Source organism: Tateyamaria sp. Alg231-49, from assembly GCF_900143535.1.
Lineage (GTDB): Bacteria > Pseudomonadota > Alphaproteobacteria > Rhodobacterales > Rhodobacteraceae > Tateyamaria.
Genome location: NZ_FRFA01000003.1, coordinates 1 through 24,999, shown reverse-complemented (window position 1 = coordinate 24,999; position 24,999 = coordinate 1). Strand labels below are relative to the sequence as shown.

Genomic DNA, 24,999 nt, shown 5'->3' with positions numbered 1-24,999 from the left:
GCGCCTAACCAAGCAACCTGCGCGCGATGACCTGCGCTTGAATCTCGGCCGCCCCTTCAAAGATATTCAGGATCCGTGCGTCACACAGCACGCGGGAAATCTTGTACTCCAGCGCAAAGCCGTTGCCGCCATGGATTTGCAGCCCGTTGTCCGCCGCAGCCCACGCGACCCGAGCGCCAAGCAATTTGGCCATGCCCGCTTCGACATCACAGCGTCGCCCCTCATCCTTTTCAAAGGCCGAGAAATAGGTCAGTTGCCGCGCAACCATGATCTCAACTGCCATCATCGCCAGCTTGTTGGCCACACGAGGGAAGTTGATCAAGGACTTCCCAAATTGCTTGCGGTCCTGAGCGTATTGCATCGAGATATCGAGCGCGGATTGTGCAACGCCGATTGCACGGGCCGCTGTCTGGATGCGGGCGGATTCGAACGTCTCCATCAACTGTTTGAAGCCCTTGCCAGTTTCACCACCCAACAGGTTTTCGCCTTTGACTTTGAACCCATCGAAGGCAAGCTCGTATTCCTTCATTCCGCGATAGCCCAGAACTTCGATCTCGCCACCTGTCATGCCATCAGTGGGAAAGGGGTTTGCATCATCGCCGGGTGTCTTTTCGGCCAAGAACATGGACAGGCCCTTGTAATCGGTCGTGTCAGGATCGGTGCGCGCCAGCAACGTCATCACTTGGGTGCGGGCCGCGTGGGTGATCCAGGTTTTGTTGCCAGTGATGGTGTAGTCGCCGTTGTCATCCTTGACCGCGCGCGTGCGCAACGCGCCGAGATCAGAACCTGTGTTCGGCTCAGTAAACACAGCCGTTGGCAACGTTTCGGCACTGGCCAAACGCGGCAACCACTTGGCTTTTTGTTCTTCAGTGCCACCTGCGATGATCAATTCGGCCGCGATTTCGGATCGGGTTCCGAGCGATCCGACGCCGATGTAACCGCGCGACAACTCTTCGCTGACTACACACATTGATGCCTTTGACAGACCAAAGCCACCGTACTCTTCGGGAATGGTCAGTCCAAAGACGCCCATTTCGGCAAGTTCTTCGATCACTTCCATCGGGATCAGTTCGTCTTTGAGGTGCCAGTCATGGGCGAAGGGTTCGACCTTTTCGACCGCATAGCGGCGAAATTGGTCCCGGATCATCTCGAGTTCTTCGTCCAGACCGCTCGCGCCGACGGTGATTTCGGCGCTGCGTTCTTGCATGAGTTCGACAAGGCGCAAACGGGCCGCTTGCGTGTTGCCACCTTCGGTCAGGGTCATGACCGCGGGTTCCATCATGGCACGCATGTCGTCCTGGGTGAGGCCCATGTCCTGTGGGCGCAGCATCTCGCCCTGGTTCATTTGCAGGCCGCCATAGATCTGCCACAGGTATTCGCCGAACGTGATTTGGAGAATCAGCGCCTCGACCTCGCCAAATTTTGACTGTGATTCGAGCTCGGATGCCCAGTTGTGCATTTGCCGCAGCGCCTGCGCGTAGGTGGCAAGCCAAGCCAAACCATGAGCGGCTGTCTGGTTTTCTTCGACAAGCCGAGAAGACACACGACCATCGGCGCTGAGCTGTTCACGTAATTTGGTGCGCGCGAGTTCAGTAATTGCCTCGACCGGAGCAATGGCCGCGCCTGTCAGGGCGAGCAGATCGTCCAGCAAAACCGGGGTTGCGGCGCCCATTTCCTGTCCATCATGTGCCATGGTTCGGTTCCTCGTCTTAGGTTTGCGTCGTCCTAACTAGTTTGCAGGTGCAGCGCAACTTAAATTCATGTGAGTGCGTCTAATTGTACTATTATTGCGTGCATGATGTCCGCCGCGGGTGGCGACCCCTTTAAAAGCGCTGCCCGTTTTGCCTTGGCGATGATGGTGATTTAGGGGGTGCTCTCTTCTATTGAACCAAAATTTACACTTCCCGTCTGATTCCCCCGTCGCTGGTGGAGAATCGAGCACGGGTTTCGGGACAAGGAATCTGGCTTGAAATGGCGGCGGCGCCACGATTCTGAGATCAACAACTGTAGTAGCGGTGATTCTAATCGGGCTGCGCAACGGGTGGCAGTGTTGCTCATCCACGAATTGTAGGCCCTGATTCCTGCATTCGCTGTGGTGCCGGCAGTGTTCCAACTGGCCAGATGGCGTTTGGATTTGCGGCGGCAATGCAAGGATTTCGGGGAAAGGATCGCTGCTTTGGAGCGATTGCTCATGTCGAGCCATTAAGTTTTTTTGGGGGACACTCCCGCCCAGCGGTGCGCTGGGCGCGCTTGCCCTCGTGGGGCAATTGCTGAGCGGGTAAGTGTCGGACCAAATCGATCAGGCGGTGTTCAAAAAGCAACACTTTGGGTACTGCTTTTTGTGGGGATGAACCCGATCAGAAGGTCCCTGACGCCTTAGGAAGCGCGGCGCGCGACAGTCAAACCAGACACATCTTCGATAAATGTAACGATGCGCGACTTAATCTTTTCGTCTTCGATTGCAGCCAGTGCATTGACGATATCAAGGCTGTTGTCGCGGTTGGTCGCCGCGTCTGGTTCTACGATACCTTCGAAGAAGTATGATGTTGGTACGTCCAAAATACGAGATAATTCAAACAACCGGCTGGCTGCGACTCGGTTGGAACCGATTTCGTATTTCTGGATTTGCTGAAAAGACAGGTCGAGCCGTTTGGCGACATCAGTCTGCGACATGCGGCGCAGCGTTCTGATTTGTTTCAGGCGTTTTCCAACGTGAACATCTACGGGATGGGACATGAACTGGTTACCTCTGGTTGTTTGCCTACCCGTGATCGGCGAAACTGCAATTCGGATCAATTGACTAGATTTGTACATATAGTACACGTCAATGTTGCATCGCTGTATTATTTGTGTAACTTAGATGTATTGCTGATCATCCATGATATTTGATATGAACAAACCGAGCGGAAATCTAGCGACATATAACCAGCCCCTGCTGTTTGAGATGATCCGGTCATTTACCACGTTGGCTCGGACTCTGAATCTGTCTCATGCGGTTACAGAATTGAACAGCACTCGGCAGACTGTGCGACGTCATATTGCACAACTTGAGGAGTTGCGCGGCGAAAAACTCTTTTGGATCAAAGATCGCCGCTATGAGTTAACCAGTGCCGGTGAAGCTGCGTTGCCTGAAGCTAAAGATCTGATCGCTCGCGCCAAGGTCTGGTCACGCGGGCAGTCCGGGTCACATGGTGCACTTCAGTACCTGAAGGCAGAGGAGGGGGAATGGGTGTTTTTCCAGCAGCAACAAGCATTGGGCGATATTTGGAACGACGATTCATTGTTGCTGCGCGAGACATATCGTGCGTGGATGATGTCATCTTGCGAAATCGAAAACCCTCGCCTAGCACATGTTCGCCCCTACCTGATGGTGTATCGGCACAGTGATGCCGGTTGGATTTGCGTCGAATTCGGTGAGAAATCTGCTTACGTAAACTGGTTTGGACGTGACTATGCCCGATCTAGTATCGGGCGCCCAATTGCGCAGCTTCCCGCGGGCGAGGAATTTGGTCGCCTACTGTACCAATCATTTCATGACATCCAGACAACGCAGTCGGCCCGTTTGGACCATGTGTTTACCAGAATGCCCAAGCGAGACGATGAAAAACAGGTAACACTGGTCTATCAGCGCTTGATGATGGCTGGCTTCTTTCCCGACAAAACTTTGGCGGTAATCACGTTGGTGGTACCGACCTCTGATGTGAATATATCTGACCTAAACGAAGAGCAGCGCGGCGCCATCACCCCGATTGATCCGCCCGATTTTGACCCTGATAAAGCCATATTTGAGGTGATTGCCACGGACGCCCGGTAACAATAATTTTGAATACACCACCAATACGCGAGTTATTTTCGGGTATTTTTTAAAATTTTGTCTTAACTTTGCCAGTAACGTGGCCAAGGAGAAGACCTATGACGATTCAGTTTCCGGGAAATGCGGCACCATTTATTGCGACTAGCCGCGACATATTGGTGGCGCAAGGGATCAAACTCACTATTGGTAGTGATTTTGAAGAATATGCTGAACTTGTGGCCGAGGAACGATCGGCGCAAAAACTAGGTGCTCCCTTTGATCCGAAGATTCACAAACTGGGAAAATCCAATGCATTTTGGATGATTGGACGCAGCAAAGACGGCGAACTGATCCACACACAGGCCGCAAAACGTGTCCAGTTGTCCGGTCGACCCCTCAGTAGCTATTTGTTGCGCAATTTCCGGTCATTCCCGCCGCCGTTAAAAGGTGTAGACCTCAAACACTCACGTTTTCGTGCCACGCCTGGTACGCACCGAATCGCAGGGACGGTAGCGTATCATGGCGAATTTTGGGTAGCGCCAGAGCGCGGCAAATATCGTGGCGTGGGTCTTGCTCCTGTCCTTGGGCGTTCTGGTATGTTGGAGATGATGCGCCAGTGGGATCCCGACTGGATCTACGGGTTTATCCTTAACATCGTCGCATTCAAAGGGTTCGCAGCAAGGATTGGGTATCTGCATCTTGAACCGAGTGCATTGAAGTGGGTTGTCGAAGGTCGCGACGGCCCAATCGATACGTTCCTCGCCTACAATAGCCGTGAAGATTTGGAGTATCTTCTGGACATTCCATTGAAGGAGGCTCAACCGGAGGCAGCGTAGTTGCTTGGGCGTTGCTTCACTTAACCGATGGCGGCCGCTCTAACGTCGTCATCGATATGGGGGAGGTACTGTTCGAAGTTGTTTGAAAACATATCGACCAGCTTTGTTGCCTGGCGGTCATAGGCCGCGCCATCATCCCACGTACGGCGTGGGTCCAACAAGATGTCAGCCACTCCGGGCACGGACACCGGCACGTCAAATCCGAAATTCGCATCCTTACGAAACTCTCCGGCAGCAAGGGTCCCGTCCAACGCTGCGGTAAGCAGCGCACGTGTGGCACGGATCGGCATGCGGCTGCCCGTCCCGTATGCACCACCCGTCCAGCCGGTGTTGACCAGCCAGCAGGACGCCCCGTGCTTGGCGATCTTATCTTGCAACAGCTTGCCATACTCTTCTGGCCGGCGCGGCATGAACGGCGCGCCAAAGCAGGTCGAGAATGTTGGCTGTGGTTCAGTCACGCCGCGCTCTGTGCCAGCAACCTTGGCGGTGAACCCGGACAGAAAGTGATACATAGCCTGCGCCGGGGACAACCGCGCGATTGGGGGCAGCACGCCAAAGGCATCACATGTCAGCATGATGATGTTCTTTGGATGCCCTCCTAGGGCGGACGCGGATGCGTTAGAGATATAGTGGAGCGGATACGCACAACGCATGTTCGCCGTGAGGCTGTCATCGTCGAAATCCAGTTCTTTGGTGTCCTTATCAAACACCATGTTTTCAATCACTGTGCCGAACTTCTCGGTTGTGGCGTAGATTTCCGGTTCGGCCTCGGCGCTCAGGTTGATTGTCTTGGCGTAACATCCGCCTTCGAAATTGAATGTGCCACGATCCGACCAGCCATGTTCGTCGTCCCCAATCAGAGTGCGACCCGGATCGGCGGACAGCGTCGTCTTACCTGTACCGGACAGGCCAAAGAACACAGCCGTGTCCACGGGATTGCCGTGCGCATGGTTGGCTGAACAGTGCATGGGCATCACGCCACGTTCAGGCAGCAGGTAGTTCAGAAGGGTGAACACCGATTTCTTGTTTTCGCCGGCGTATTCTGTGCCGCCAATCAAGATCAGCTTGCGATCAAAGTTCATCGCGATCACCGTTTCAGATTGGCAATCATGTTTGCCCGGGTCCGCCTGAAAGGACGGGCAGTTGATCACGGTGAAGTCAGCAACAAATTCGGCGATGTCTTCGGCGTCGGGGCGGCGCAATAGGTGACGAATGAACAGACCATGCCATGCCAACTCTGTGACCATGCGCACATTGATCGCATAACTTGGGTCAGCGCCGCCTACGAGATCCTGAACAAAATAGTCACGCCCCTGCATGTGGGCCTGCATGTCTTCATAGAGAGCGTCAAACCCCTCGGGCGACATGGACGCGTTGTTTTCCCACCAGATGTGATCAGCAACGCTGGGCGTGTTGACCACGTGTTTATCCTTTGGGGATCGGCCCGTGAATTTGCCCGTTGTGACCAGAAATGTACCGCCTTTGCCCAGCGTGCCTTCGCCACGTGACAGTGCGCTTTCGATCAGCGCAGGTTCGATCAGGTTGTAATAGACATTGCCCAGCCCCGTTATTCCTTGGTCGTCGAGGCGGAAGTTCGGGTTAACCCGTCCAAATGTCATGTGAGTGCTCCTGATGTCGCGCTGAGGCGTTGCGTTTCAGAGGGTGGCCTAGGGTCCGGCAAGGCCGGTAGGCCGCTGTCTCAGGGTCTTAACATGCAGATTCCAAAGGTGAACAGTCACCTTGGAGGAGTTAGCGCCATCATGGCCCAAGGTTGCGCAAACAGTGTGGGTCAGGCGGGTCGCATAAGTGGAATGTGCGGCAATTTAGCCATTCCTAACCATTTTCTGGCGACAGTACGGGTACTTTTGGACACTGATTCGTAGTTATTGATTGATTCGAAAGGCCAAAACCGGAAGAATGGCAAAAAAACATAATAAAGAGCAGCACAAGGATAACGGGCAATGTCAAAAATTGCATTGGTGGACGACGACAGGAATATCCTGACGTCGGTATCGATGACTCTTGAAGCCGAAGGTTTTGAGGTCGAGACGTATAATGACGGGCAGGCCGCACTGGATGCCTTTAACAAGCGTCTGCCAGATATGGCGGTTCTGGATATTAAGATGCCACGCATGGATGGCATGGATTTGTTGCAGCGTCTGCGTCAGAAGACGACGATGCCGGTGATTTTCCTCACCTCCAAGGACGATGAGATTGATGAAGTTCTCGGCCTTCGGATGGGCGCGGACGATTACGTCAAGAAACCGTTTTCTCAGCGTCTTCTGGTTGAACGTATTCGCGCGCTGCTGCGTCGCCAAGATGCTGTTGCTGGTGATATTGTCGGTGACACCGAAGAAACCAAGGTGATGGAACGTGGTGATTTGCGGATGGACCCGCTGCGCCACGCAGTCGCCTGGAAGGGCAAAGACGTGTCGCTGACGGTCACGGAGTTCCTGCTGTTGCAAGCACTTGCTCAGCGTCCGGGGTTTGTAAAGTCGCGCGATCAGTTGATGGACGTCGCTTATGACGACCAAGTCTACGTGGATGATCGCACCATCGACAGCCACATCAAGCGTCTGCGCAAGAAGATGCGCAGTGCTGATGACGAGTTTTCCGCGATTGAGACGCTTTACGGCATCGGCTATCGTTACAACGAAGAGTAAAGCCGCCAGAATTGGCATAGGCTGAGGGGACGTTCTTGCGAGACATGAGAACCCCACCATCGCACGACGGGGACGTCGTGCTTGGGGAAGACTGGGTTGCACCGGAAACGGCAGCCTCTTCCGAATTGCGTGATGACCGCGCGCGGCGCAGCATTATTTCGCTGCGCGGCTCGCCGTTGGCACGCAAGATCATCACCTTCAACCTGATCGCCCTTAACGTTCTCGTTGCGGGCATCCTTTACCTCAACTCGACCCGCGACAGCCTTGCGGTGCAGCGCATTGCAGCGCTTGTGGCGCAGGCTCAACTGGTTGCTGACGTTGTTGAAGCGCAGTTGCCTGCTGGCGCGCCTGTCAACCTTGCCACTGGCGATGGGGTTGATGTGAAGGCGACCCTTGCCGAACTGGATTTACGTCGCGGCCACGAGGTCTTCGTTTTTGACACTGCCAACACGCTGATTGCTCAAAACCAGGGCACGCTTTATTCGGGTCGACTTGAGCCCGAAGCCGGTGACGAAATGGCTCTTTTGACCGATGGGCTAAGTTGGCTGTGGAACACGATCTCGGGGCCCTTTGCATCTGAGCCGACGGCACCGCCGGCGATTGAAGAACAGTTGCGCCCGCTCGTTGCCCGGTCTTTGAGCGGTGAAACGCAAGTCAGCGAGGCGCTTGATGGCGCAGGCGGCGCTTTGTTCAGTGTTGTGACACCGATCGAGCAGGGTGGCACGGCCGTTGGTGTGGTCGCGTTGACCAGTGCCTCGGGTGAGATTGACGCAATGGTGCGCAGCGAACGTGAACGCGTTTTGCAGATGTTCGTTATAGCTACGCTGGTTTCGATTGGCCTCAGCCTCGTGCTCGCCTCCACAATCGCAAACCCCCTGTCCGACCTTGCGACTGCGGCTGAACTTGGTCGCGACAAGAATGCGCGCAAAGTTAACCCTGGCCGCATTCGTATCCCCGACCTGACGGCCCGTCCTGACGAAATCGGACGCCTATCCGGCGCACTGCGTGGCATGATTGCGGCGCTCTACAACCGCATCGACGGCAACGAACAGTTTGCGGCCGACGTGGCCCACGAGATCAAGAACCCGCTGGCGTCTCTCCGCTCGGCCGTTGGAACTTTGCGCATGGTAAAGCGAGAAGATCAGCGCGAGAAATTGCTTGATGTGATTGATCATGACGTGCGTCGCCTTGATCGCCTGGTCAGCGATATTTCCAATGCGTCGCGTTTGGACAGCGAGCTGGTTAAAGAAGAAGAAGAACCATTTAACCTGCTCAATATGCTTGGAAACTTGAGCGAGTACCTGGGTGAAGACGCACGCGGCAAGGGGATTGAATTTATCTCTGATCTGCCGGCGACGCCGATCGAAGTACAGGGGCTCGAAGCGCGTCTGGCTCAGGTGTTTGTTAACCTGATCACCAATGCGATTTCGTTTTGCGAAGATGGCGACGCCATTCGCATTTGGGCCCGCAAACGCGAAAACCGCGTGTTGGTTGTTGTCGAAGATACGGGGCCAGGTATTCCGGATCAGGCCCTCACCAAGATCTTCAAACGCTTTTATTCGCAGCGTCCCGACGAGCACTTTGGAAACAACTCCGGTCTAGGACTGGCGATCTCCAAACAAATTGTCGAGGCGCATGGCGGTGTGATCTGGGCCGAAAACATTCGCCCGACAGATGCCGACATTACCTCTGAGCCGCTTGGTGCGCGCTTTGTCGTGGGTTTGCCGGTCTGATCGGCGATGGCCGAACACATGCTCATACATGCCACGTCTGTCGCACTGAATGGGCGCGGCCTGTTGATCATGGGTGGGTCGGGCAGCGGAAAATCCTCGCTCGGATTGCAGCTTATGGCGTTTGGCTGCACGCTCATCTCGGACGATCAGACCGAACTTGCGCGTCGTGACGAGGGGCTTTGGGCGTCCGCTCCGGCGTCGATTAAAGGTTTGATAGAAGCGCGTGGGGTCGGACTGTTGCAAGCAGATACGACGGAGGTCGAAATCACGCTTGCCGTTGATCTCGATCAGCATGAACGTGACCGTCTGCCGCACCGTCATTCCGTCACTCTACTTGGTTTGGAGCGGCCTTGCCTGCACAGTGTGGCCAGCGCCGCGTGGCCCGCGGCGATCTTTCAGTGCCTCAAAGAAGGGCGAGCAGAACCGTCATGACCACAGCCAATCCAGATGCACGCCGCCTTGTATTGGTGACCGGCCCTGCCGGATCTGGCCGGTCCAGCGCAATTCGCGCTCTTGAAGATCTGGGCTATGAGGCCATAGACAACATGCCCTTGCGCCTGATCCCAGCCCTGCTCGAAAACCCGATCCCGGATAAACCAGTCGCATTGGGGATAGATCCTCGCAACCGCGACTTCTCGGTGAGTTCGGTAATGGACGCCCTTGGTCTGATTTCTGCTGTCCCGGGGCTTGTGCCAGAGCTTGTTTACCTTGACTGCAACACAGACGTATTGCTGAAACGGTTTTCTGAGACACGACGACGCCATCCCTTGGCAGAAGCGGATCAGGTGGAGGCAGGCATTCAGCGCGAAATGGCGCTGCTTGAGCCGTTGAAGTCTGGCGCAGATATCCTGATCGACACGTCTGATCTGAATGTCCATCAATTGCGTGCCGAAGTTGAGCACTGGTTTTCTAAAGGGGATCACAGCCAATTGGCCGTTTCAGTGCAGAGTTTCAGCTACAAACGCGGCCTCCCACGATCGGTCGATATGGTCTTTGATTGTCGATTTCTCAAAAACCCGTTTTGGGAACCATCCCTGCGTTCCAACACCGGGCAGGATGCTGCAGTACGCGATCACATCTGGACTGATCCGCGCGCAGCCGAATTTGAGTCAAAGCTGTGTGAGATGATGTTTTGGCTGCTGCCGGCCTATCTGGCTGAGGGAAAATCGCACCTATCGGTTGCCTTGGGTTGCACGGGCGGGCAACACCGTTCCGTCGCAATGGCCGAAACCTTGGGTGCAACCCTTGCAGAGGCGGGCTGGCAGGTGTCTATTCGCCACCGCGAACTGGATCGCCATAAACGCAAAGAGGTTTGAAGCTTGATCGGCATCGTGATCGTGGCCCATGGGGGCCTTGCGGGCGAATATCTACGTGCCATCGAACATGTCGTTGGGCGCCAACCCGGCATGCGCGCGATCACCATAGAATCCGATCACAACAGAGACGATAAAGAACTGGAGATCTGCAAGGCCGCCGATTCCGTTGATACTGGTGATGGTGTCGTGGTCGTGACAGACCTTTTTGGCGGATCGCCGTCAAACCTGAGCCTGCTGGCCTGTCGTCCACAGAACCGCCGCATCCTTTATGGTGCAAACTTGCCAATGCTTATCAAACTCGCCAAAAGCCGCCAACTGGAGGTCGCGGATGCTGTGCGGTTGGCCTTGGATGCTGGAAAAAAGTACATCGACAGCCAAAACATAAGTGCAGACACATAAATTATGACCCAAGCCAAGCTGGAAATAGTGAATATCAAGGGCTTGCATGCCCGGGCCTCTGCGAAACTGGTTGAGGTGGTCGAGGCGTTTGATGCGCGCGCGACGGTCAGCAAAGATGGCATGTCTGCATCAGGGGACAGTATTATGGGCCTTTTGATGTTGGCAGCGCCGATTGGAAGTTTTATTGACGTTGAAACCTCAGGTCCGGATGCTGATGCTCTGGCCGAGGCGCTCGCTGCCCTCGTGGCGGACAAGTTTGGGGAAGAGGCCTAAGGCCGGTCCGCCATGGATTGGCAGGTCAAAAGAGGTGGCAAACCCTTGGTCGACAGCACGCAAAATATGATCGGAGGTTCAGAACCTGAAAAGGTCAGCTTTGCTAAGTATGACCGAAGGAGCCTGTCCTACGCCTCAACCTTTGAAGACCCCTGGAAAGCCAGCTTTATTCGCGTGATGGAGGCTTTTACCGGCAAGCTGACCATCCTGCGCCTCATCCGGAAATTCGAGAAGAAGGGCGCTCCTACTGGTCAGGCGTTCTGGCGCGCCGCGTTAGACGTGATGGGGATTGAGTTGACGACCCCGCGCGAGCAGTTGGACCGTATTCCCAAAACGGGCCCCGTGATCGTTGTGGCAAATCATCCCCACGGGATGGTCGACGGTATGATTTTTGCTGACCTGATCGGCCGGGTACGTCCAGACTACCGAATCCTGACACGCTCTTTGCTGACAGCGATTGATGAGGTTGCGGGTAGTTACATGATCCCGGTGCCATTTCCCCATGACGAAGACGCACAGCGCAAGGGTGTGGAAATGCGCGCCAAGGCAATGGCGCATCTGAAGGAGGGCGGCGTTGTGGCGCTGTTCCCGTCTGGCGGTGTGGCTGCGTCAGAGACTTGGTGGGGCGATGCGGTTGAAGGCGAATGGGCCGTGTTCACGGCGCAGTTGATCCGTCGGTCGGGTGCCACTGTGGTGCCGATGAAATTCGTTGGGCAGAACAGCCGGGCTTATCAGATTGCCAATCAGGTCTCGCCGATGTTGCGCCAGGGCTTGCTGTTGCATGAAATTGTCCATGCCTGCAACAAGCCGCAGGGCCCAGTTGTCGGACATCCCTTGCCGCAAGAAGACGTGGAAAAGTGGAAAGACGACCCGCGCGGTTTCATGGCTTGGTTGCGCGCCCATACACTTGCATTGAAAGACTAAGGTTGACCGCGCGGCCGGGAAATGTCGAATTTCCCAGCCGTTTTCCGGCACAGTAAACGCGCCTAGCGGGTCGGGACGGGAACTTCACCCCTATAATCGTAGAACCCGCGCTGCGTTTTGCGTCCCAACCACCCGGCCTCAACATATTTCGTCAAAAGGGGGCAGGGGCGGTATTTCGTATCTGCCAGCCCGTCGTGCAGGACGTTCATAATCGCAAGGCACGTGTCCAACCCGATGAAATCGGCCAGTTCCAGAGGACCCATCGGGTGGTTCGCACCCAGTTTCAAGGACGAGTCGATGGACGACACGGACCCGACCCCTTCATAGAGGGTATAAACCGCTTCGTTTATCATGGGCATAAGGATGCGGTTCACGATAAACGCTGGAAAATCTTCGGCCGTGGCCGCTGTCTTGCCAAGCTTGTCGACAACGGCTTTGCAGGCCTCAAAAGTTTCGGCGTCAGTGGCGATACCCCGGATCAACTCGACCAGTTTCATTACAGGCACAGGGTTCATGAAGTGAAATCCCATGAACTTCTCGGGCCGGTCTGTTCGGCTTGCCAGTCGTGTGATCGATATGGACGATGTGTTTGAAGTGAGAATGGTGTTTGGTTTCAGATGTGGAACGAGATCTTCAAAGATAGCCTGTTTGACTGTTTCCCGTTCAGTTGCCGCCTCGATCACCAAATCGCACTGACCCAAATCAGGCAGCGCCAGCACAGGTGATATTCTTGCCATCGCCATCGCTTTTTCGTCGGCGGTGATCTTTTCCCGGCTCACTTGCCGTTCGAGATTTCGGTCAATCACGGCCAATCCCGCCTGAACAGCGTCTTTGGACACGTCATTCAGCATCACGTCATACCCAGAAAGCGACATGACGTGCGCAATTCCATTGCCCATCTGACCAGCGCCTACGATTCCAACGGTTTTTATGTCCATGACTGCCTCTCTGTTCAACGCGGTACCATAGTGGCAGGCGGTGGCTCGGGGCAAGGCCGGGGCAGTTGGCAAGGAAATCTTAGCATACTTAAATTTCGTCATATTCCATTAGGGAATTGGCAAGCCCGGTGTGCGAACCTGCAAACGGGTAAATTTTTGAGAGTGGGTTTCATGAGTTATCAAGCGTTGAGTCCGGGAGGGCTCGATTATCTGCCGTGTCGTTACGGTCATTCAAAGATTCTGTTCCGAGGGCCGCGCCGGTCATTGAGCGATCCGTTTGTCGCGTTCTTTGGCGGGACAACAACCTATGGCAAGTTCATACAGACGCCGTTTCCAGATGTGCTGGAGGCAGAGTTGGGAACTACCTGCGTAAACTTTGGCAGTTTGAACGGTGGGGTCGATGTCTTTGCCACCGACCCGTTTCTGCGAGACGTCACAACCAAGGCGGCGGCCACTGTCATTCAGATTACCAGCCCGCGCAACATGTCCAATCGGTTTTACCGCGTCCATCCCCGTCGCAATGACCGTTTCGTGGATGCCTCGGCCTTGTTGCGCGCGATTTACCGCGACGTGGATTTCGCAGAGTTCAACTTTACCAATCATATGTTGCAGCGGTTGATTACGATCTCGCCAGAGCGGTTCGAAACCGTGCTGGACGAACTCCGCTCTGCATGGGTTGCCCGCATGCGACTGGTTCTCAGTCAGATACAGGGTAAGTCCATTCTTCTCTGGGCGAGCGATATGTCGCCGGAAGACGCCGATTGTAACCTTGACGCGGAACCTGCCTTTGTGAACCGCGCAATGCTGGAAGAGGTGGCGTCGCTCGCGACGCATTACGTCGAAGTCGTCGCCTCGCAAGAGGCCATGGCGATGAGCATCAATGAAATGGTATTGTCAGAGATGGATGTGCCCGCGGCCTCCAAAATGCTTGGCCCCTCGGTGCACAGCGAAATTGCAATGGCGCTCAAGCCGACTCTGCAATCAGTTCTGTAGAATGCAAAAGGCCCGCAGCAGTTTTGCTGCGAGCCTTTTTCTGGTGATTTGGCTGTGATTACAGCTTTTCGATCATCTCTGGGACTGCCGAAAACAAGTCCGCAACCAGACCATAGTCCGCCACCTGGAAAATCGGGGCTTCTTCGTCCTTGTTGATTGCGACGATGATCTTGCTGTCTTTCATGCCGGCAAGGTGCTGGATCGCACCGGAAATGCCAACGGCAACATATAGATCAGGTGCCACAACCTTGCCGGTTTGACCCACTTGCCAATCGTTTGGCGCATAACCAGAGTCGACCGCCGCACGGGATGCACCGACAGCAGCGCCAAGCTTGTCTGCCAGTTTCTCGATCAGAGCAAAGTCGTCTTCGGAGCCAACGCCGCGCCCACCGGACACAACCACACCGGCTGACGTCAGTTCGGGACGATCGCTTGCTGCGACTTTGTCTCCAACCCAAGACGACAGTGCCGGATCAGCGGCAGCAGCGATGTTTTCGACAGAAGCCGATCCACCGGTTTCTGCGGCATCAAATGTGGATGTGCGGAAGGTGATGACCTTCTTTCCATCTCCGGATTGTACTGTTTGGATCGCATTGCCCGCATAGATTGGTCGTTCGAACGTGTTGGCGTCGATCACGGCCGTTGCATCTGAGATGACCATAGCGTCGAGCAGGGCTGCAACGCGAGGCATAACATTCTTGGCGTCAGTCGTGGCCGGGGCGACGACATGGTCATAGTCGCCTGCCAGCGACACGATCAGATCAGCCACTGGCTCAGCAAGGCGCTTGCCGTAGACTGCATCCTCTGCGCACAGCACTTTGGACACGCCCGCAATGGTCGCTGCTTCGGCAGCGGCAGCGGCACAGGTCGCACCCGCCGCCAGCACCACAACGTCACCAAGCGACGTTGCAGCCGTGACCGCTTTGGCCGTGGCGTCCATCGCCAGTTCGCCGTCATTGATCTCTGCAAGTAGTAGGACTGCCATTACACTGCTCCCGCTTCTTTGAGTTTCTCGACGAGCTCGTCGACCGAACCCACCTTGATCCCTGCGGCGCGCGCCTCGGGCTCAGTGGTTTTCACGATTGTAAGGCGGGGGGCTGCATCAACGCCGTAATCGGCAGCTGTCTTTTCATCCAGCGGCTTTTTCTTGGCTTTCATGATATTGGGCAGCGACGCATAACGCGGCTCGTTCAGGCGCAGGTCAACGGTGATGACCGTGGGCATGCTCACCTCGATGGTTTGCAAACCGCCATCCACTTCGCGTGTCACTTTCGCCTTGTCGGCGGCAATCTCTACTTCGGAGGCAAAAGTCGCCTGACTCCAACCCATGAGTGCTGCCAGCATCTGGCCGGTCGCGTTCATGTCGTTGTCGATCGCTTGCTTGCCGCAGAGCACGAGGCCCGGCTGCTCTTCGTCGATCACACCCTTAAGGACCTTGGCAACGGTCAAAGGCTCGATGTCGGTGTGAACGTCATCCGCTGCGATGACGAGGATCGCACGGTCCGCGCCCATGGCAAGTGCAGTACGCAGTGTTTCCTGCGCTTGCTTGACACCAACAGAGACCGCAATGATCTCTTCGGCCTGGCCGGCTTCTTTCAACCGGATGGCCTGTTCAACGGCAATCTCGTCGAAGGGGTTCATCGACATTTTCACATTGGCGAGATCAACACCCGATCCGTCCGCTTTGACGCGCACTTTCACGTTGTAGTCGATCACGCGTTTGACGGGCACAAGCACCTTCATGAGCGTTCCTCTCTTAAATACGACTCGTCTTTCACAGAGCGAGTTAGCTGGTCTTGGTCCGTTTACCTAAAGCGTCGTTACGGAAACAGGTCAAAATCGTCGCGTCATAGCAAATAGACGCCGCGTTTTGTCATCACTGCGCGCGAATAGGAAACATGGTATGGTGTGTCAAAGGAGTGGAGACATGGAACAGGTGACAGGTTTTGGCGGCTTTTTCTTTCGGTCCAAGCAGCCGGAGGTGTTGGCACAATGGTATCGTGACACGCTGGGCATTGATCTTGTGCCCACTGCCGCTGACCAGACACCTTGGATGGCTGAGGGTGGGGCGACAGTGTTTGCCCCGTTTGCTGCCGACACCACCTATTTCAGCGCCAACAAGGCATTCATGCTGAATTTCCGAGTCCGCGATCTGGCGGCGATGATGGCGCAACTCGAAGCGGCCGGGATCGATGTCCGGTTGGTGGAAGAGATGCCGGGGGTCGGTAAGTTCGCACATCTGGAGGATCCAGAAGGCACACCAATTGAGTTGTGGGAACCTGCAAACGGTTGAAGGGCAGTAGTAGCCCGTAGCACCCCGGCGCTTAGCCCTTCTGAGAGGCTAGCCCGCACTATGTGCGGTTCGCCCCCGGAACCCACAATACATCATCCTTGCCGCCGTTGTTGGCGATGCGCGCGGCCACAAAGAACCAGTCGCTGAGGCGGTTGAGGTATTTGACGGCCGCCGGGTTCACCGCTTCCATTGTGGCCAGTTCCACGCTCAGCCGCTCGGCGCGCCGTGCGACGGTACGACACACGTGCAGATGCGCTGACAGGGCCGACCCACCCGGCAGGATAAAGCTGCGCAAGGGTTCAAGGGCGTCGTTCATGGCATCAATCTCGGACTCGAGCCGGTCAACCTGAGAATCGGCCATCCGCAATGGCGGGTATTCTGCCTCTGCATCTTTTTCCATGTCAGGGCGGCACAGATCGGCGCCAAGGTCGAACAAATCGTTCTGGATGCGGCTCAGGGCTGTATCCACATCCCCCGATGCTTCAAGCCGGGCCACACCAACAAAGCAGTTCAACTCGTCTGACGTGCCGTAGGCTGTGACCCGCATGGCGTGTTTCGCCACACGGGCACCGTTTCCAAGCGCCGTTTCGCCTGCGTCTCCGGTTTTTGTGTAGATTTTGTTCAGTACAACCATGCCCTATTGCCCTCCGGATTGACGAAAATACACATAGGCCACGATCAGCAGAACCGCGACGAACTGTGCTGCGATGCGATACTGCATCAGCTTGTTTGAGTTCTTTTGTGCCCATCCGGACCCTTTGGCAAAACCACCAAGGCCCAGCATCAGCACGACCACAACAGCCAAACAGGCCAGTACGATCAAAATGAGAAAAGGATCCTGTGACATGTCCGGTCCGTTCTTTGTGTTTTCCAGTTACCGCATCACTTAGCGGCCCATTTGCAAAAAGCGAAGACGTCCTGTCTTCAAACCCGAGAGAGGACCCAATCTAGAGCCCTTGTCGGGAGAATTCGGCGTAGAAACGACATGAAGTACGTAGGGGTGGTCACAAAGTAACGTGGCCGTGGGCGCGGAGATTCAATGGCGTGACGCAGCTTTTTGACAACCGCTTCGGGTGGCAGTTCGAACGTGTCTGGGCCATTGTCTTCGTACAAACGTTTGCGCAGTCCGCGCCGGTATTGCTCGGCGCGGGGCGACGCCTCCCAATTGATCCAGCGTTCAAAGTGCGGAATGGAGTTGGCGCGAATTTTGCTCGTGACCGGACCTGGTTCGATCAGAATGACATGGATTGGTGTGTCCCGCATTTCGAGACGAAGCGTATCTGTCAGCGCCTCGAGGGCGAATTTGGTGCTGTTATATGACCCTCGCCAGCGCAAGGTCACAAGACCCAGAACAGAGGAGTTTTGCACGATCCGGCCATAGCCTTGGGCGCGCATCACCGGAATCACAGCACGTGTGAGCTCGTGCCAACCAAAAAAGTTGGCCTCGAAATTCGCGCGTAGGGCTTCTGTCGGCAAATCTTCGACAGCGCCGGGAATTCCATAAGCGCCGTTGTTGAACAGAGCATCCAATGTGCCACTGGTTGCCTCAAGGACTTCGGCAAGGCCTGCTTTGATGCTGGCTGGGTCGGCATAGTCGATCAGTGGGCTGTCAAACCCCTCAGATTGTAACCGCACACAGTCTTCCGGCTTGCGGCAAGAGGCGAACACCCGCCAGCCCGCGTCCCGAAGCCCGATGGCTGATGCATAGCCAATGCCTGACGAGCATCCGGTGATGAGAATTGATTTTTGCGCCATGCGCGCCTCCGCCAAAGCTGAGGCGCAGTCAGTGTCAGGTCATCTACGAAAAATCAACGGGGCGGGGGGTGTCTTAGCCGTCGCTCAGCAAAAAGTCCGCCATCCAGCCCACGGGTCCACCGCCAACGAGGCGCAGTTGTACCCACCCTTGTCCGGGGTCTTGCAGAATTTCGACTTTGTCGCCGCGTACCATCCGCGTGACCACCGAAAAGTCAGTGCCGGGTCCACCGCGTACATTCACGCTGTCTCCGGTGACAGACCGGACGTCAAATGCGCTTGCCTCTTGTGCGGCAGGGGCAGCGGATGCGGCAGGCGCAGAAACTGCTACTATCTGCTGATCATTCGCATCTTGGCCAAAGGTGACGGTTGTAACGGCCGATTGGTCCATGATCAGGCTGGGCAGGATCACGGCGGGTGCAGCTTCGCTCAGGACTTGGTCAGTCTGTTCGACCTCGTTGGCATTGGCGATCACTTTGGCTCGTTGCGTGCGCAGATTTGTTGGACGCAGCACATCGTTTACTGACGTCAGGCTCAGCGACACGCGGGTCACGTCTTCGGGGTCCTGAAGGGGCGCTTGCGCGGTCTGGCTTGTCTCGGGATTTGAGGTTTCTACAACAGGTGGGGTTTCCACGCGGGACCGTCGCAGTTCTTCTGAATCGAACTCACCGCCCCCGCTCATCTCGTAAAAGACAAAGCCAAGAAACGCGAAACTGATCAAAATGAAACGCCACATTCTGTGCGTCCCCCCAAATTGTACTTATTCATCGTAGCGCCTCATGCCAGCAGAATTCGCATGACGCGATGTGTTTGTAACAGGCGCAGCGATTCCTATCACGGGTTAAATGACAAAGAGTTTCCCCCCAAGGACGGCTGTTGTGACAAAGCAACGTGTGCGCCGCGCAAAGGTCTTTGATTTTTCCGAAAAGGGCGGGCTGACAGCTTGTCGGATTATCAACCGCCCGCTACACAGCATATATGTCAGATCAGGCCGACGCCCCCAATATGGACCTATCCGAACCGCTTCGCCGTGCCTTGGGCGAGCGATATCTGACCTATGCGCTGTCCACGATCATGCACCGTGCGCTGCCCGATGCGCGCGACGGGCTGAAACCCGTTCACCGGCGCATTTTGTACGCTATGCGGGAACTGCGCCTGTCCTCGAACGGCGGGTTTCGCAAATCGGCGAAGATTTCCGGCGATGTGATGGGCAACTATCACCCCCATGGGGACGCGGCGATCTATGATGCGATGGCCCGGTTGGCACAGGATTTCAACGTCCGTTACCCGCTGGTTGATGGGCAAGGAAACTTCGGTAACATCGATGGCGATAACCCGGCTGCATCGCGCTATACAGAAGCGCGTATGACGGCTGTGGCTGAGGCGCTGCTGGATGGGTTGACCGAGAATGCTGTTGATTTCCGGGACAATTACGACGGCACGCTGACGGAACCTGTCGTGTTGCCCGCGCAGTTCCCAAATTTGCTTGCCAACGGTTCCAGCGGGATTGCCGTGGGCATGGCGACCAACATTCCTCCTCATAACATTGCTGAGTTGTGTGACGCCTGCCTGCATTTGATCAAAACGCCGGACGCGCGCGATGACACGTTGCTGAACTACGTGCCCGGCCCGGATTTCCCGACTGGGGGCATCATTGTCGAACCTGCCGATCAGATCGCGCAGGCCTATCGTACGGGCAAGGGCGGGTTCCGCCTGCGTTGCCGCTATGAGGTTGAGGACTTGGGCCGTGGACAGTGGCAAATTGTCGTCACTGAAATTCCCTATCAGGTCCAAAAGTCCAAGCTGATCGAAAAGCTGGCCGAGCTGATCCAGACAAAGAAAATCCCGATCCTCGGCGATGTGCGCGACGAATCTGCGGATGACATTCGCCTGATCCTCGAACCGCGTTCCAAGAACGTGGATCCAGAGGTGTTGATGGGTATGCTCTACCGCAATTCAGACCTTGAGGTGCGGTTTTCGCTGAACCTCAACGTCTTGATCGACGGTGTGACGCCCAAAGTCTGTTCGATGAAGGAGGTGCTGCGCGCCTTCCTTGATTTCCGCCGCGAAGTGCTGATCCGGCGCAGCCAGCACCGGATGGAAAAGATCGACCACCGCCTTGAGGTGCTCGAAGGGTTGATCGTCGCCTTCCTGAACCTCGACCGTGTGATTGACATCATCCGCTTTGATGATGATCCCAAGGCCGCACTGATGCGCGAAGACTGGGGCAAAGATCACCCGCGCGCGATGAACGAGGCCGCCTACGTCCCACCCGTGCCCGGTGACGGCGAACTGAGCGACGTGCAGGCCGAGGCCATTCTGAACATGCGCTTGCGGTCTTTGCGCCGGCTGGAAGAGGTCGAGTTGCTGCGCGAGCAGTCCGCATTGATGGAAGAGCGTGCGGGATTGGAAGACCTGCTAGAAAGCGAAAGCCTGCAGTGGGACGCCATTTCTGACCAGCTCAAGGCCACCAAAAAGCAGTTCGGCAAGGACTGGGATGGCGGTGCACGCCGCACCACCTTTGCCGAGGCGGGTACAGTCGAGGACGTGCCCCTTGAGGCGATGATTGATCGCGAACCCATCACCGTTGTCTGCAGCCAGATGGGTTGGATTCGTGCGATGACGGGGCACATCGATCTGACCCGTGAATTGAAGTTCAAGGACGGTGATGGCCCCCGGTTTATTTTCCATGCTGAAACCACGGATCGCTTGGTTGTCGTCGGTTCAAACGGACGGTTCTACACGTTGTCGGCGTCAAACCTGCCGGGTGGGCGCGGCATGGGTGAACCGCTGCGGCTGATGGTCGATCTTCCGAATGAAGCGCAAATTCATTCGATCATGATCCATGTGCCCGAGCGCAAGTTGTTGATCGCCTCGACGGCTGGGGATGGATTTGTCGTGCCCGAGGATGAGGTGATCGCCCAAACTCGCAGCGGGAAACAAGTGCTGAACGTGCGCGGTGACGTGGCTGTTGCCGTGTGCACGCCCATAAGCGGAGACAGCGTTGCCGTTGTGGGCCAAAACCGCAAAGTTCTGGTCTTTGGTCTTGATGAACTGCCTGAAATGGCCCGGGGTAAGGGCGTTCGGTTGCAAAAGTACAAAGATGGCGGGCTAAGCGATGCCACGACCTTCAACCGTGAAGAGGGCCTGAGTTGGAGTGATCCTGCAGGCAGAACGCGCACGGAAACCGAATTGAGTGAATGGCATGGAAAACGTGCAGGTGCGGGCCGAATGGCCCCACGAGGATTTCCACGAGACAATAAGTTTAACTGATTTCGCCGCGAAACGGCCACATGGTCGTGATTACTGAAAAGAGTCACTGCTAAAGAGATCAAAACTAATGAGTTCACAAATTCAAGGTCGCTACTTTGGCGCGCGTGGAGCCCTGTTTCGCCTCTATATTCTGACATCCTTTTTGACGCTCGTGACCGTTGGTATTTACCGCTTCTGGGCCAAAACACGCATTCGCAAATACATCTGGTCGGCGGCTTCGGGCGATGGGGACAGCTTTGAATACACGGGTACAGGGCTTGAAAAGTTTCTGGGCTTTCTGGTCGCGATTGTCATTTTGGCGGTCTATCTGGGAGTCGTGCAGATGGCGCTGTTCTACTTTGGTCTGAACCTGTTTGTGGACCCGCAAAGCCAAGGTCAGGAACTGGCTCAGATCGGAGCGATCTACATTACCTTGCTGGCCGTCTTGCCGTTAATGCTGTTCGCCCAATACCGAGCACGGCGCTACAAGATGGCGCGCTCGCGCTGGCGCGGTATCCGATTTGGCATGGAAAACGGCGCTTGGGGTTATGCGTTGCGTGCACTGGGGTATTACGTGCTGAACGTAATGACCCTTGGCCTGTTGAACCCGCTGGCGACCTTCAAACTGGAAAAGTACATGGCGGACCGCAGTTGGTACGGCGATGGTCAGTTTGTTCAGACCGGGCGCTGGCAGGACCTGTATGCGGGTATGAAGCATGTGTTTATCGGTCTGGGAATTATCGTCGTCAGCTTTTTCCTGTTGGCGATTATGGCTGCGGCCTCGGGAGTAGGCGGAGCGATCATTGGCGGAATTGCGATCTTTGTTGGCATCATCTGGCTGCTCATCGGCCTTGCCTACTATCGGGTCTACGCCTTCAATTATCTGACACGCCACAAGGTGCTGGACGGCGAGGTGACCTTTGACGCGCGCATGGAAACCGGTCAGGTCCTGCGCATATTCATCATTGGGTCAATCATCATTTCTGTTTTGATGGGTGTCGTCTTTGGCGTGATTGGCGGGGTTTCTGTCACCATGAACCAAGCGCTGCTGGCCGGGAACATACCCCTGCTGGTCTTCATCGCGGCGCTTTACATGGCGGCCTTTCTTATCGCGGGAGGGCTGAGCCTCGTGATGATCACACAGCCGATCATCGAACATGCGGTCAACCACCTTCATGTCTACAACGCCGACCACCTCAACACCATTCAACAACGCGCGGCGGACGCAGGTGCGGATGCTGAAGGGTTCGCGGATGCGCTTGATGTCGGTGGTGCCATCTGATGCAGGCGGTGGGGAGGTTCTTTGATGGCGAAAGCGGACAGCGGTTGGATGTTGATCTGGCCGTCGATACGGCCGCAGAAACCCTGCGCCTCACACATCCCGAATTGCCCTTAGGTTCGCAATACTGGCCGCTGGATGCGATCCGGGCGTTGGCTGATCACGCGCGCACCGATCAGGTGGTTTTGAAACTGCGTGCGGATGCGGCACTGGACAGTGGGCTGATCCGCACCGCGCGTCTGACGGTGGAAGATGCGGATATGATCAGCATCCTGACCCGCCTTTGCCCGGATTTGAAACGGCGCGACGTGGCGCAAGGGACGGGGCGCAAAGTGGCCACGCGCGTCGGTGTGGCGGCAGCTGCCATTGGTCTGATGATCTTCGTTATTCTCCCGGCTATGGCCAATACGCTGGCAACTCTGATCCCGATTGAACGCGAAGTTGCGTACGGCAAAACCGTCGTGAACCAGATGGAACGGTTCTTGGGCGGTAAAGAGGTGGGCGGACTTGCATGCACCAATCCGGATGGGCGCGCGGCACTGGACAAGATGACGGCGCGACTGACTGAGGCGGGCGATCTGCGCTATGACCTCAACATCGGTGTGTTCAATCACAAGATGGTCAACGCCTTTGCGGCCCCCGGTGGGCAGATTGTAATCATGCGCGGGCTGCTTGATCGCGCTGAAACCCCAGATGAGATCGCAGCCGTGCTTGCCCACGAAATCGGCCACGTAGAAGCGCGCGATACCACACGCAATGCACTGCGCGCAGCAGGTTCGGCAGGGCTACTTGCGCTCGTGCTTGGTGACTTTGCTGGCGGTTCTGCTGTCGTTGTGGCTGCCGAATATACGCTCAACGCGTCCTACACCCGCGAGGCAGAGGCAGCGGCGGATGTTTTCGCCCTCAATATGATGGAGGCAGCGGGTGCGGATGCAGAAGCGCTGGCCACCTTCTTTGACAGTCTCGATGGGCTTGAACGCACCCTGCCTGACCTGCCCGAGTATTTGTCGAGCCACCCCGAAACGACCGACCGGGCGGAGGCGGCCCGTACGTTCGCCAAGACCCAAGGACGCACCACGCCCATCTTGGATGACAAAGAGTGGGCTGCGCTGCAAAACATCTGCAAACCTGCGGGAAACTAGACAGCTTCGGTCATCAGCCACAGGCCGCCCGCGGGGCGCAATGTCAGGATCATTGTAGGCCCCGGATCGCGCCCGGGCACAGGGCGAACCTTGAACCGGCTGAGCATTGTGGCGGGGAAGATTCCCAGCACGTTGCAGCGCGCCATCGGCAGGCTTACCAGATGCCCCAGACTTCTTTCACAAGCGGCACCCTGACGGGCAGGCGGGCAAGCTGGGCAGAGTCTGGCATCACGTTCTTCTTGGCAGCCAGGTCACATATATGAGGGTAACGGGGTTGGGCAATTGCGCCCACGTCGCACCTGCGCTATCGACATGCGAGCAGTGAAACTGGGAGAAAACTGGCATGGTGCGAGCAGTTCTGGGCGTTTTGATGATGGTGATTCTGGCGGCATGTAGCGCCAGTGGTGATCTGGATGAAGCGCCTGTGCCATTGGGCGACTTCCGACTTGTGCACAACATCGTCATCGCATCCAAGGCACAAAAGAGCCCTGTCAGCCGCGATGCAACCGAGGCGCAACTGACGGAAACCGTGCGCACGGCAATCGCCGAACGCTTTGGGCGCTACAATGGCCCAAGCCGCTACCACTTTGGGATTTCTGTCGAAGGTTACGCGCTGGCACCACCCGGTGTCCCACTGGTGCTGGCACCAAAATCCGCTCTGATCATTAACGTGACAGTGTATGACGATGCCGCAGGCAAGAAATTGAATGACAAGCCCGAGCAGATTACCGTGCTCGAGACCTTCGGCACAGGTGCGATCGTTGGAACTGGATATACCATGAGCGCCGAAGAACAGTTGGTCGAGCTGAGCCAAAATGCTGCTAAGGCGGTCGAACGCTATCTTGTGCGTCAGCATCAAGAACAGGGATGGTTCGAGCCTGATCCTGTCGCGATTTCTGGCGAGACGGTTTTGGTAGAACCCAGCTAGTCTCTTCGTCGCGCGCGCCCATTTGGACCGCCCGCCGCAAGTCCCCATGCTTGATCAACAGTTCTTTGCGCATTGTGCCCCGCAAGTCATTGGCGGATTGGGTGCAGCATCCGCTTGATTTTCTGTTGCGTGCACAATACATCGCCCGCGATACCAAATTGGGCACTCTGTCCCACACTGATCAAAGAAGGGCGTCTTGAAAGATGGCAAAGGCAAAGTTTGAACGTACCAAACCGCACGTTAACATTGGCACGATTGGTCACGTTGACCACGGCAAGACGACGCTGACGGCGGCGATCACGAAGTATTTTGGCGATTTTCAGGCCTATGACCAGATCGACGGCGCGCCCGAAGAGAAGGCCCGTGGCATCACGATCTCGACCGCGCACGTGGAATACGAGACCGAAGCCCGTCACTACGCCCACGTTGACTGCCCCGGCCACGCCGACTACGTCAAAAACATGATCACCGGTGCTGCCCAAATG

27 protein-coding genes are annotated in these 24,999 nt (G+C 56.2%); 16 read left to right on the top strand and 11 right to left on the bottom strand.

Annotated elements, in window-relative coordinates; translation table 11 throughout:
- Positions 1 to 4 precede the first annotated feature (4 nt).
- Both DHN60_RS05995 and DHN60_RS05990 read right to left on the bottom strand, forming a co-directional pair.
- The gene (locus DHN60_RS05995; RefSeq protein WP_108836389.1) at positions 5 to 1,693 is read right to left on the bottom strand and encodes an acyl-CoA dehydrogenase family protein; all 1,689 of its coding nucleotides are present in this window, start codon (positions 1,691 to 1,693) and stop codon (positions 5 to 7) included.
- A gap of 683 nt (positions 1,694 to 2,376) precedes the next feature.
- Positions 2,377 to 2,736, bottom strand: a complete 360-nt coding sequence (locus tag DHN60_RS05990) for a helix-turn-helix domain-containing protein (protein WP_108836388.1) — start codon at positions 2,734 to 2,736, stop codon at positions 2,377 to 2,379.
- A 142-nt stretch (positions 2,737 to 2,878) separates the two neighbouring features.
- On the opposite strand from DHN60_RS05990, the gene DHN60_RS05985 reads away from it, so the two are divergent.
- On the top strand, positions 2,879 to 3,814 hold the full coding sequence (locus tag DHN60_RS05985; RefSeq protein WP_108836387.1) for a LysR family transcriptional regulator: 936 nt from the start codon (positions 2,879 to 2,881) through the stop codon (positions 3,812 to 3,814).
- 98 nt (positions 3,815 to 3,912) lie between these two features.
- Entirely contained in the window at positions 3,913 to 4,629 is a 717-nt protein-coding gene (locus DHN60_RS05980) for a hypothetical protein (protein WP_108836386.1), read from the top strand.
- 20 nt (positions 4,630 to 4,649) lie between these two features.
- Here the strand turns inward: DHN60_RS05980 and DHN60_RS05975 are convergent, their stop codons facing one another.
- Positions 4,650 to 6,248, bottom strand: a complete 1,599-nt coding sequence (locus tag DHN60_RS05975) for a phosphoenolpyruvate carboxykinase (protein ID WP_108836385.1) — start codon at positions 6,246 to 6,248, stop codon at positions 4,650 to 4,652.
- Positions 6,249 to 6,590: 342 nt separating this feature from the next.
- On the opposite strand from DHN60_RS05975, the gene DHN60_RS05970 reads away from it, so the two are divergent.
- The 7 genes from DHN60_RS05970 to DHN60_RS05940 all read left to right on the top strand — a co-directional run bounded on the left by DHN60_RS05970 (position 6,591) and on the right by DHN60_RS05940 (position 11,937).
- Positions 6,591 to 7,292 (top strand): response regulator transcription factor, encoded by a 702-nt coding sequence (locus DHN60_RS05970; protein WP_108836384.1) that lies wholly within the window; start codon positions 6,591 to 6,593, stop codon positions 7,290 to 7,292.
- 44 nt (positions 7,293 to 7,336) lie between these two features.
- A complete protein-coding gene (locus DHN60_RS05965) occupies positions 7,337 to 9,025 on the top strand; it encodes a sensor histidine kinase (protein WP_108836383.1) in 1,689 nt (562 codons plus the stop codon).
- A gap of 18 nt (positions 9,026 to 9,043) precedes the next feature.
- Complete coding sequence (locus DHN60_RS05960) at positions 9,044 to 9,457, top strand: HPr kinase/phosphorylase (protein ID WP_234423543.1); 414 nt, start codon at positions 9,044 to 9,046, stop codon at positions 9,455 to 9,457.
- Positions 9,454 to 10,341 (top strand): RNase adapter RapZ, encoded by an 888-nt coding sequence (rapZ, locus tag DHN60_RS05955; protein WP_108836381.1) that lies wholly within the window; start codon positions 9,454 to 9,456, stop codon positions 10,339 to 10,341. Before DHN60_RS05960 ends, rapZ begins: the two co-directional genes overlap by 4 nt.
- A 3-nt stretch (positions 10,342 to 10,344) precedes the next feature.
- Positions 10,345 to 10,740: a PTS sugar transporter subunit IIA gene (locus DHN60_RS05950; RefSeq protein ID WP_108836380.1), complete on the top strand. Its 396-nt coding sequence runs from the start codon at positions 10,345 to 10,347 to the stop codon at positions 10,738 to 10,740.
- 3 nt (positions 10,741 to 10,743) lie between these two features.
- Positions 10,744 to 11,013, top strand: a complete 270-nt coding sequence (locus DHN60_RS05945) for an HPr family phosphocarrier protein (RefSeq protein ID WP_108836379.1) — start codon at positions 10,744 to 10,746, stop codon at positions 11,011 to 11,013.
- Between the two features lie 66 nt (positions 11,014 to 11,079).
- The gene (locus tag DHN60_RS05940; protein WP_108836713.1) at positions 11,080 to 11,937 is read left to right on the top strand and encodes a lysophospholipid acyltransferase family protein; all 858 of its coding nucleotides are present in this window, start codon (positions 11,080 to 11,082) and stop codon (positions 11,935 to 11,937) included.
- Between the two features lie 62 nt (positions 11,938 to 11,999).
- Here DHN60_RS05940 and DHN60_RS05935 read toward each other — a convergent pair whose 3' ends face one another.
- Positions 12,000 to 12,875, bottom strand: a complete 876-nt coding sequence (locus tag DHN60_RS05935) for a 3-hydroxybutyryl-CoA dehydrogenase (RefSeq protein WP_108836378.1) — start codon at positions 12,873 to 12,875, stop codon at positions 12,000 to 12,002.
- 171 nt (positions 12,876 to 13,046) lie between these two features.
- Between DHN60_RS05935 and DHN60_RS05930 the strand changes: the two genes are divergently transcribed.
- Positions 13,047 to 13,868: a DUF6473 family protein gene (locus tag DHN60_RS05930; RefSeq protein WP_108836377.1), complete on the top strand. Its 822-nt coding sequence runs from the start codon at positions 13,047 to 13,049 to the stop codon at positions 13,866 to 13,868.
- Positions 13,869 to 13,926: 58 nt separating this feature from the next.
- Here the strand turns inward: DHN60_RS05930 and DHN60_RS05925 are convergent, their stop codons facing one another.
- Entirely contained in the window at positions 13,927 to 14,853 is a 927-nt protein-coding gene (locus DHN60_RS05925) for an electron transfer flavoprotein subunit alpha/FixB family protein (protein WP_108836376.1), read from the bottom strand.
- Positions 14,853 to 15,611, bottom strand: a complete 759-nt coding sequence (locus tag DHN60_RS05920) for an electron transfer flavoprotein subunit beta/FixA family protein (protein ID WP_108836375.1) — start codon at positions 15,609 to 15,611, stop codon at positions 14,853 to 14,855. The genes DHN60_RS05925 and DHN60_RS05920 overlap by 1 nt, the downstream gene beginning before the upstream one ends.
- A 184-nt stretch (positions 15,612 to 15,795) precedes the next feature.
- Between DHN60_RS05920 and DHN60_RS05915 the strand changes: the two genes are divergently transcribed.
- Positions 15,796 to 16,161, top strand: coding sequence for a VOC family protein (locus DHN60_RS05915; protein WP_108836374.1), 366 nt, complete (start codon positions 15,796 to 15,798; stop codon positions 16,159 to 16,161).
- Between the two features lie 58 nt (positions 16,162 to 16,219).
- Here the strand turns inward: DHN60_RS05915 and DHN60_RS05910 are convergent, their stop codons facing one another.
- The 4 genes from DHN60_RS05910 to DHN60_RS05895 all read right to left on the bottom strand — a co-directional run bounded on the left by DHN60_RS05910 (position 16,220) and on the right by DHN60_RS05895 (position 18,649).
- Complete coding sequence (locus tag DHN60_RS05910; RefSeq protein WP_108836373.1) at positions 16,220 to 16,795, bottom strand: cob(I)yrinic acid a,c-diamide adenosyltransferase; 576 nt, start codon at positions 16,793 to 16,795, stop codon at positions 16,220 to 16,222.
- A gap of 3 nt (positions 16,796 to 16,798) precedes the next feature.
- A complete protein-coding gene (locus tag DHN60_RS05905) occupies positions 16,799 to 17,008 on the bottom strand; it encodes a twin transmembrane helix small protein (protein ID WP_108836372.1) in 210 nt (69 codons plus the stop codon).
- 77 nt (positions 17,009 to 17,085) lie between these two features.
- Complete coding sequence (locus tag DHN60_RS05900; protein ID WP_108836712.1) at positions 17,086 to 17,916, bottom strand: SDR family NAD(P)-dependent oxidoreductase; 831 nt, start codon at positions 17,914 to 17,916, stop codon at positions 17,086 to 17,088.
- 73 nt (positions 17,917 to 17,989) lie between these two features.
- A complete protein-coding gene (locus DHN60_RS05895) occupies positions 17,990 to 18,649 on the bottom strand; it encodes an SH3 domain-containing protein (RefSeq protein ID WP_108836371.1) in 660 nt (219 codons plus the stop codon).
- A 242-nt stretch (positions 18,650 to 18,891) separates the two neighbouring features.
- Here DHN60_RS05895 and DHN60_RS05890 point away from each other — a divergent pair, with 242 nt between their 5' ends.
- From DHN60_RS05890 to DHN60_RS05880, 3 genes are all read left to right on the top strand, one after another.
- Positions 18,892 to 21,186 carry a DNA topoisomerase IV subunit A gene (locus tag DHN60_RS05890; RefSeq protein WP_108836370.1) on the top strand — a complete coding sequence of 765 codons (2,295 nt, stop codon included), beginning with the start codon at positions 18,892 to 18,894 and terminating at the stop codon, positions 21,184 to 21,186.
- Between the two features lie 67 nt (positions 21,187 to 21,253).
- A complete protein-coding gene (locus DHN60_RS05885) occupies positions 21,254 to 22,447 on the top strand; it encodes a DUF898 family protein (RefSeq protein ID WP_108836369.1) in 1,194 nt (397 codons plus the stop codon).
- Entirely contained in the window at positions 22,447 to 23,586 is a 1,140-nt protein-coding gene (locus DHN60_RS05880; protein WP_108836368.1) for a M48 family metallopeptidase, read from the top strand. The genes DHN60_RS05885 and DHN60_RS05880 overlap by 1 nt, the downstream gene beginning before the upstream one ends.
- On the opposite strand, the gene DHN60_RS22240 is transcribed toward DHN60_RS05880, so the two are convergent.
- A complete protein-coding gene (locus tag DHN60_RS22240; protein WP_159089129.1) occupies positions 23,583 to 23,732 on the bottom strand; it encodes a hypothetical protein in 150 nt (49 codons plus the stop codon). The two genes, DHN60_RS05880 and DHN60_RS22240, sit on opposite strands and share 4 nt — an antisense overlap.
- Before the next feature lie 197 nt (positions 23,733 to 23,929).
- Here DHN60_RS22240 and DHN60_RS05875 point away from each other — a divergent pair, with 197 nt between their 5' ends.
- Positions 23,930 to 24,514 (top strand): hypothetical protein, encoded by a 585-nt coding sequence (locus tag DHN60_RS05875; protein ID WP_108836367.1) that lies wholly within the window; start codon positions 23,930 to 23,932, stop codon positions 24,512 to 24,514.
- Positions 24,515 to 24,717: 203 nt separating this feature from the next.
- Positions 24,718 to 24,999: GTP-binding protein (locus DHN60_RS05870; RefSeq protein ID WP_234423542.1), on the top strand; the 282-nt coding region annotated here is incomplete at its 3' end.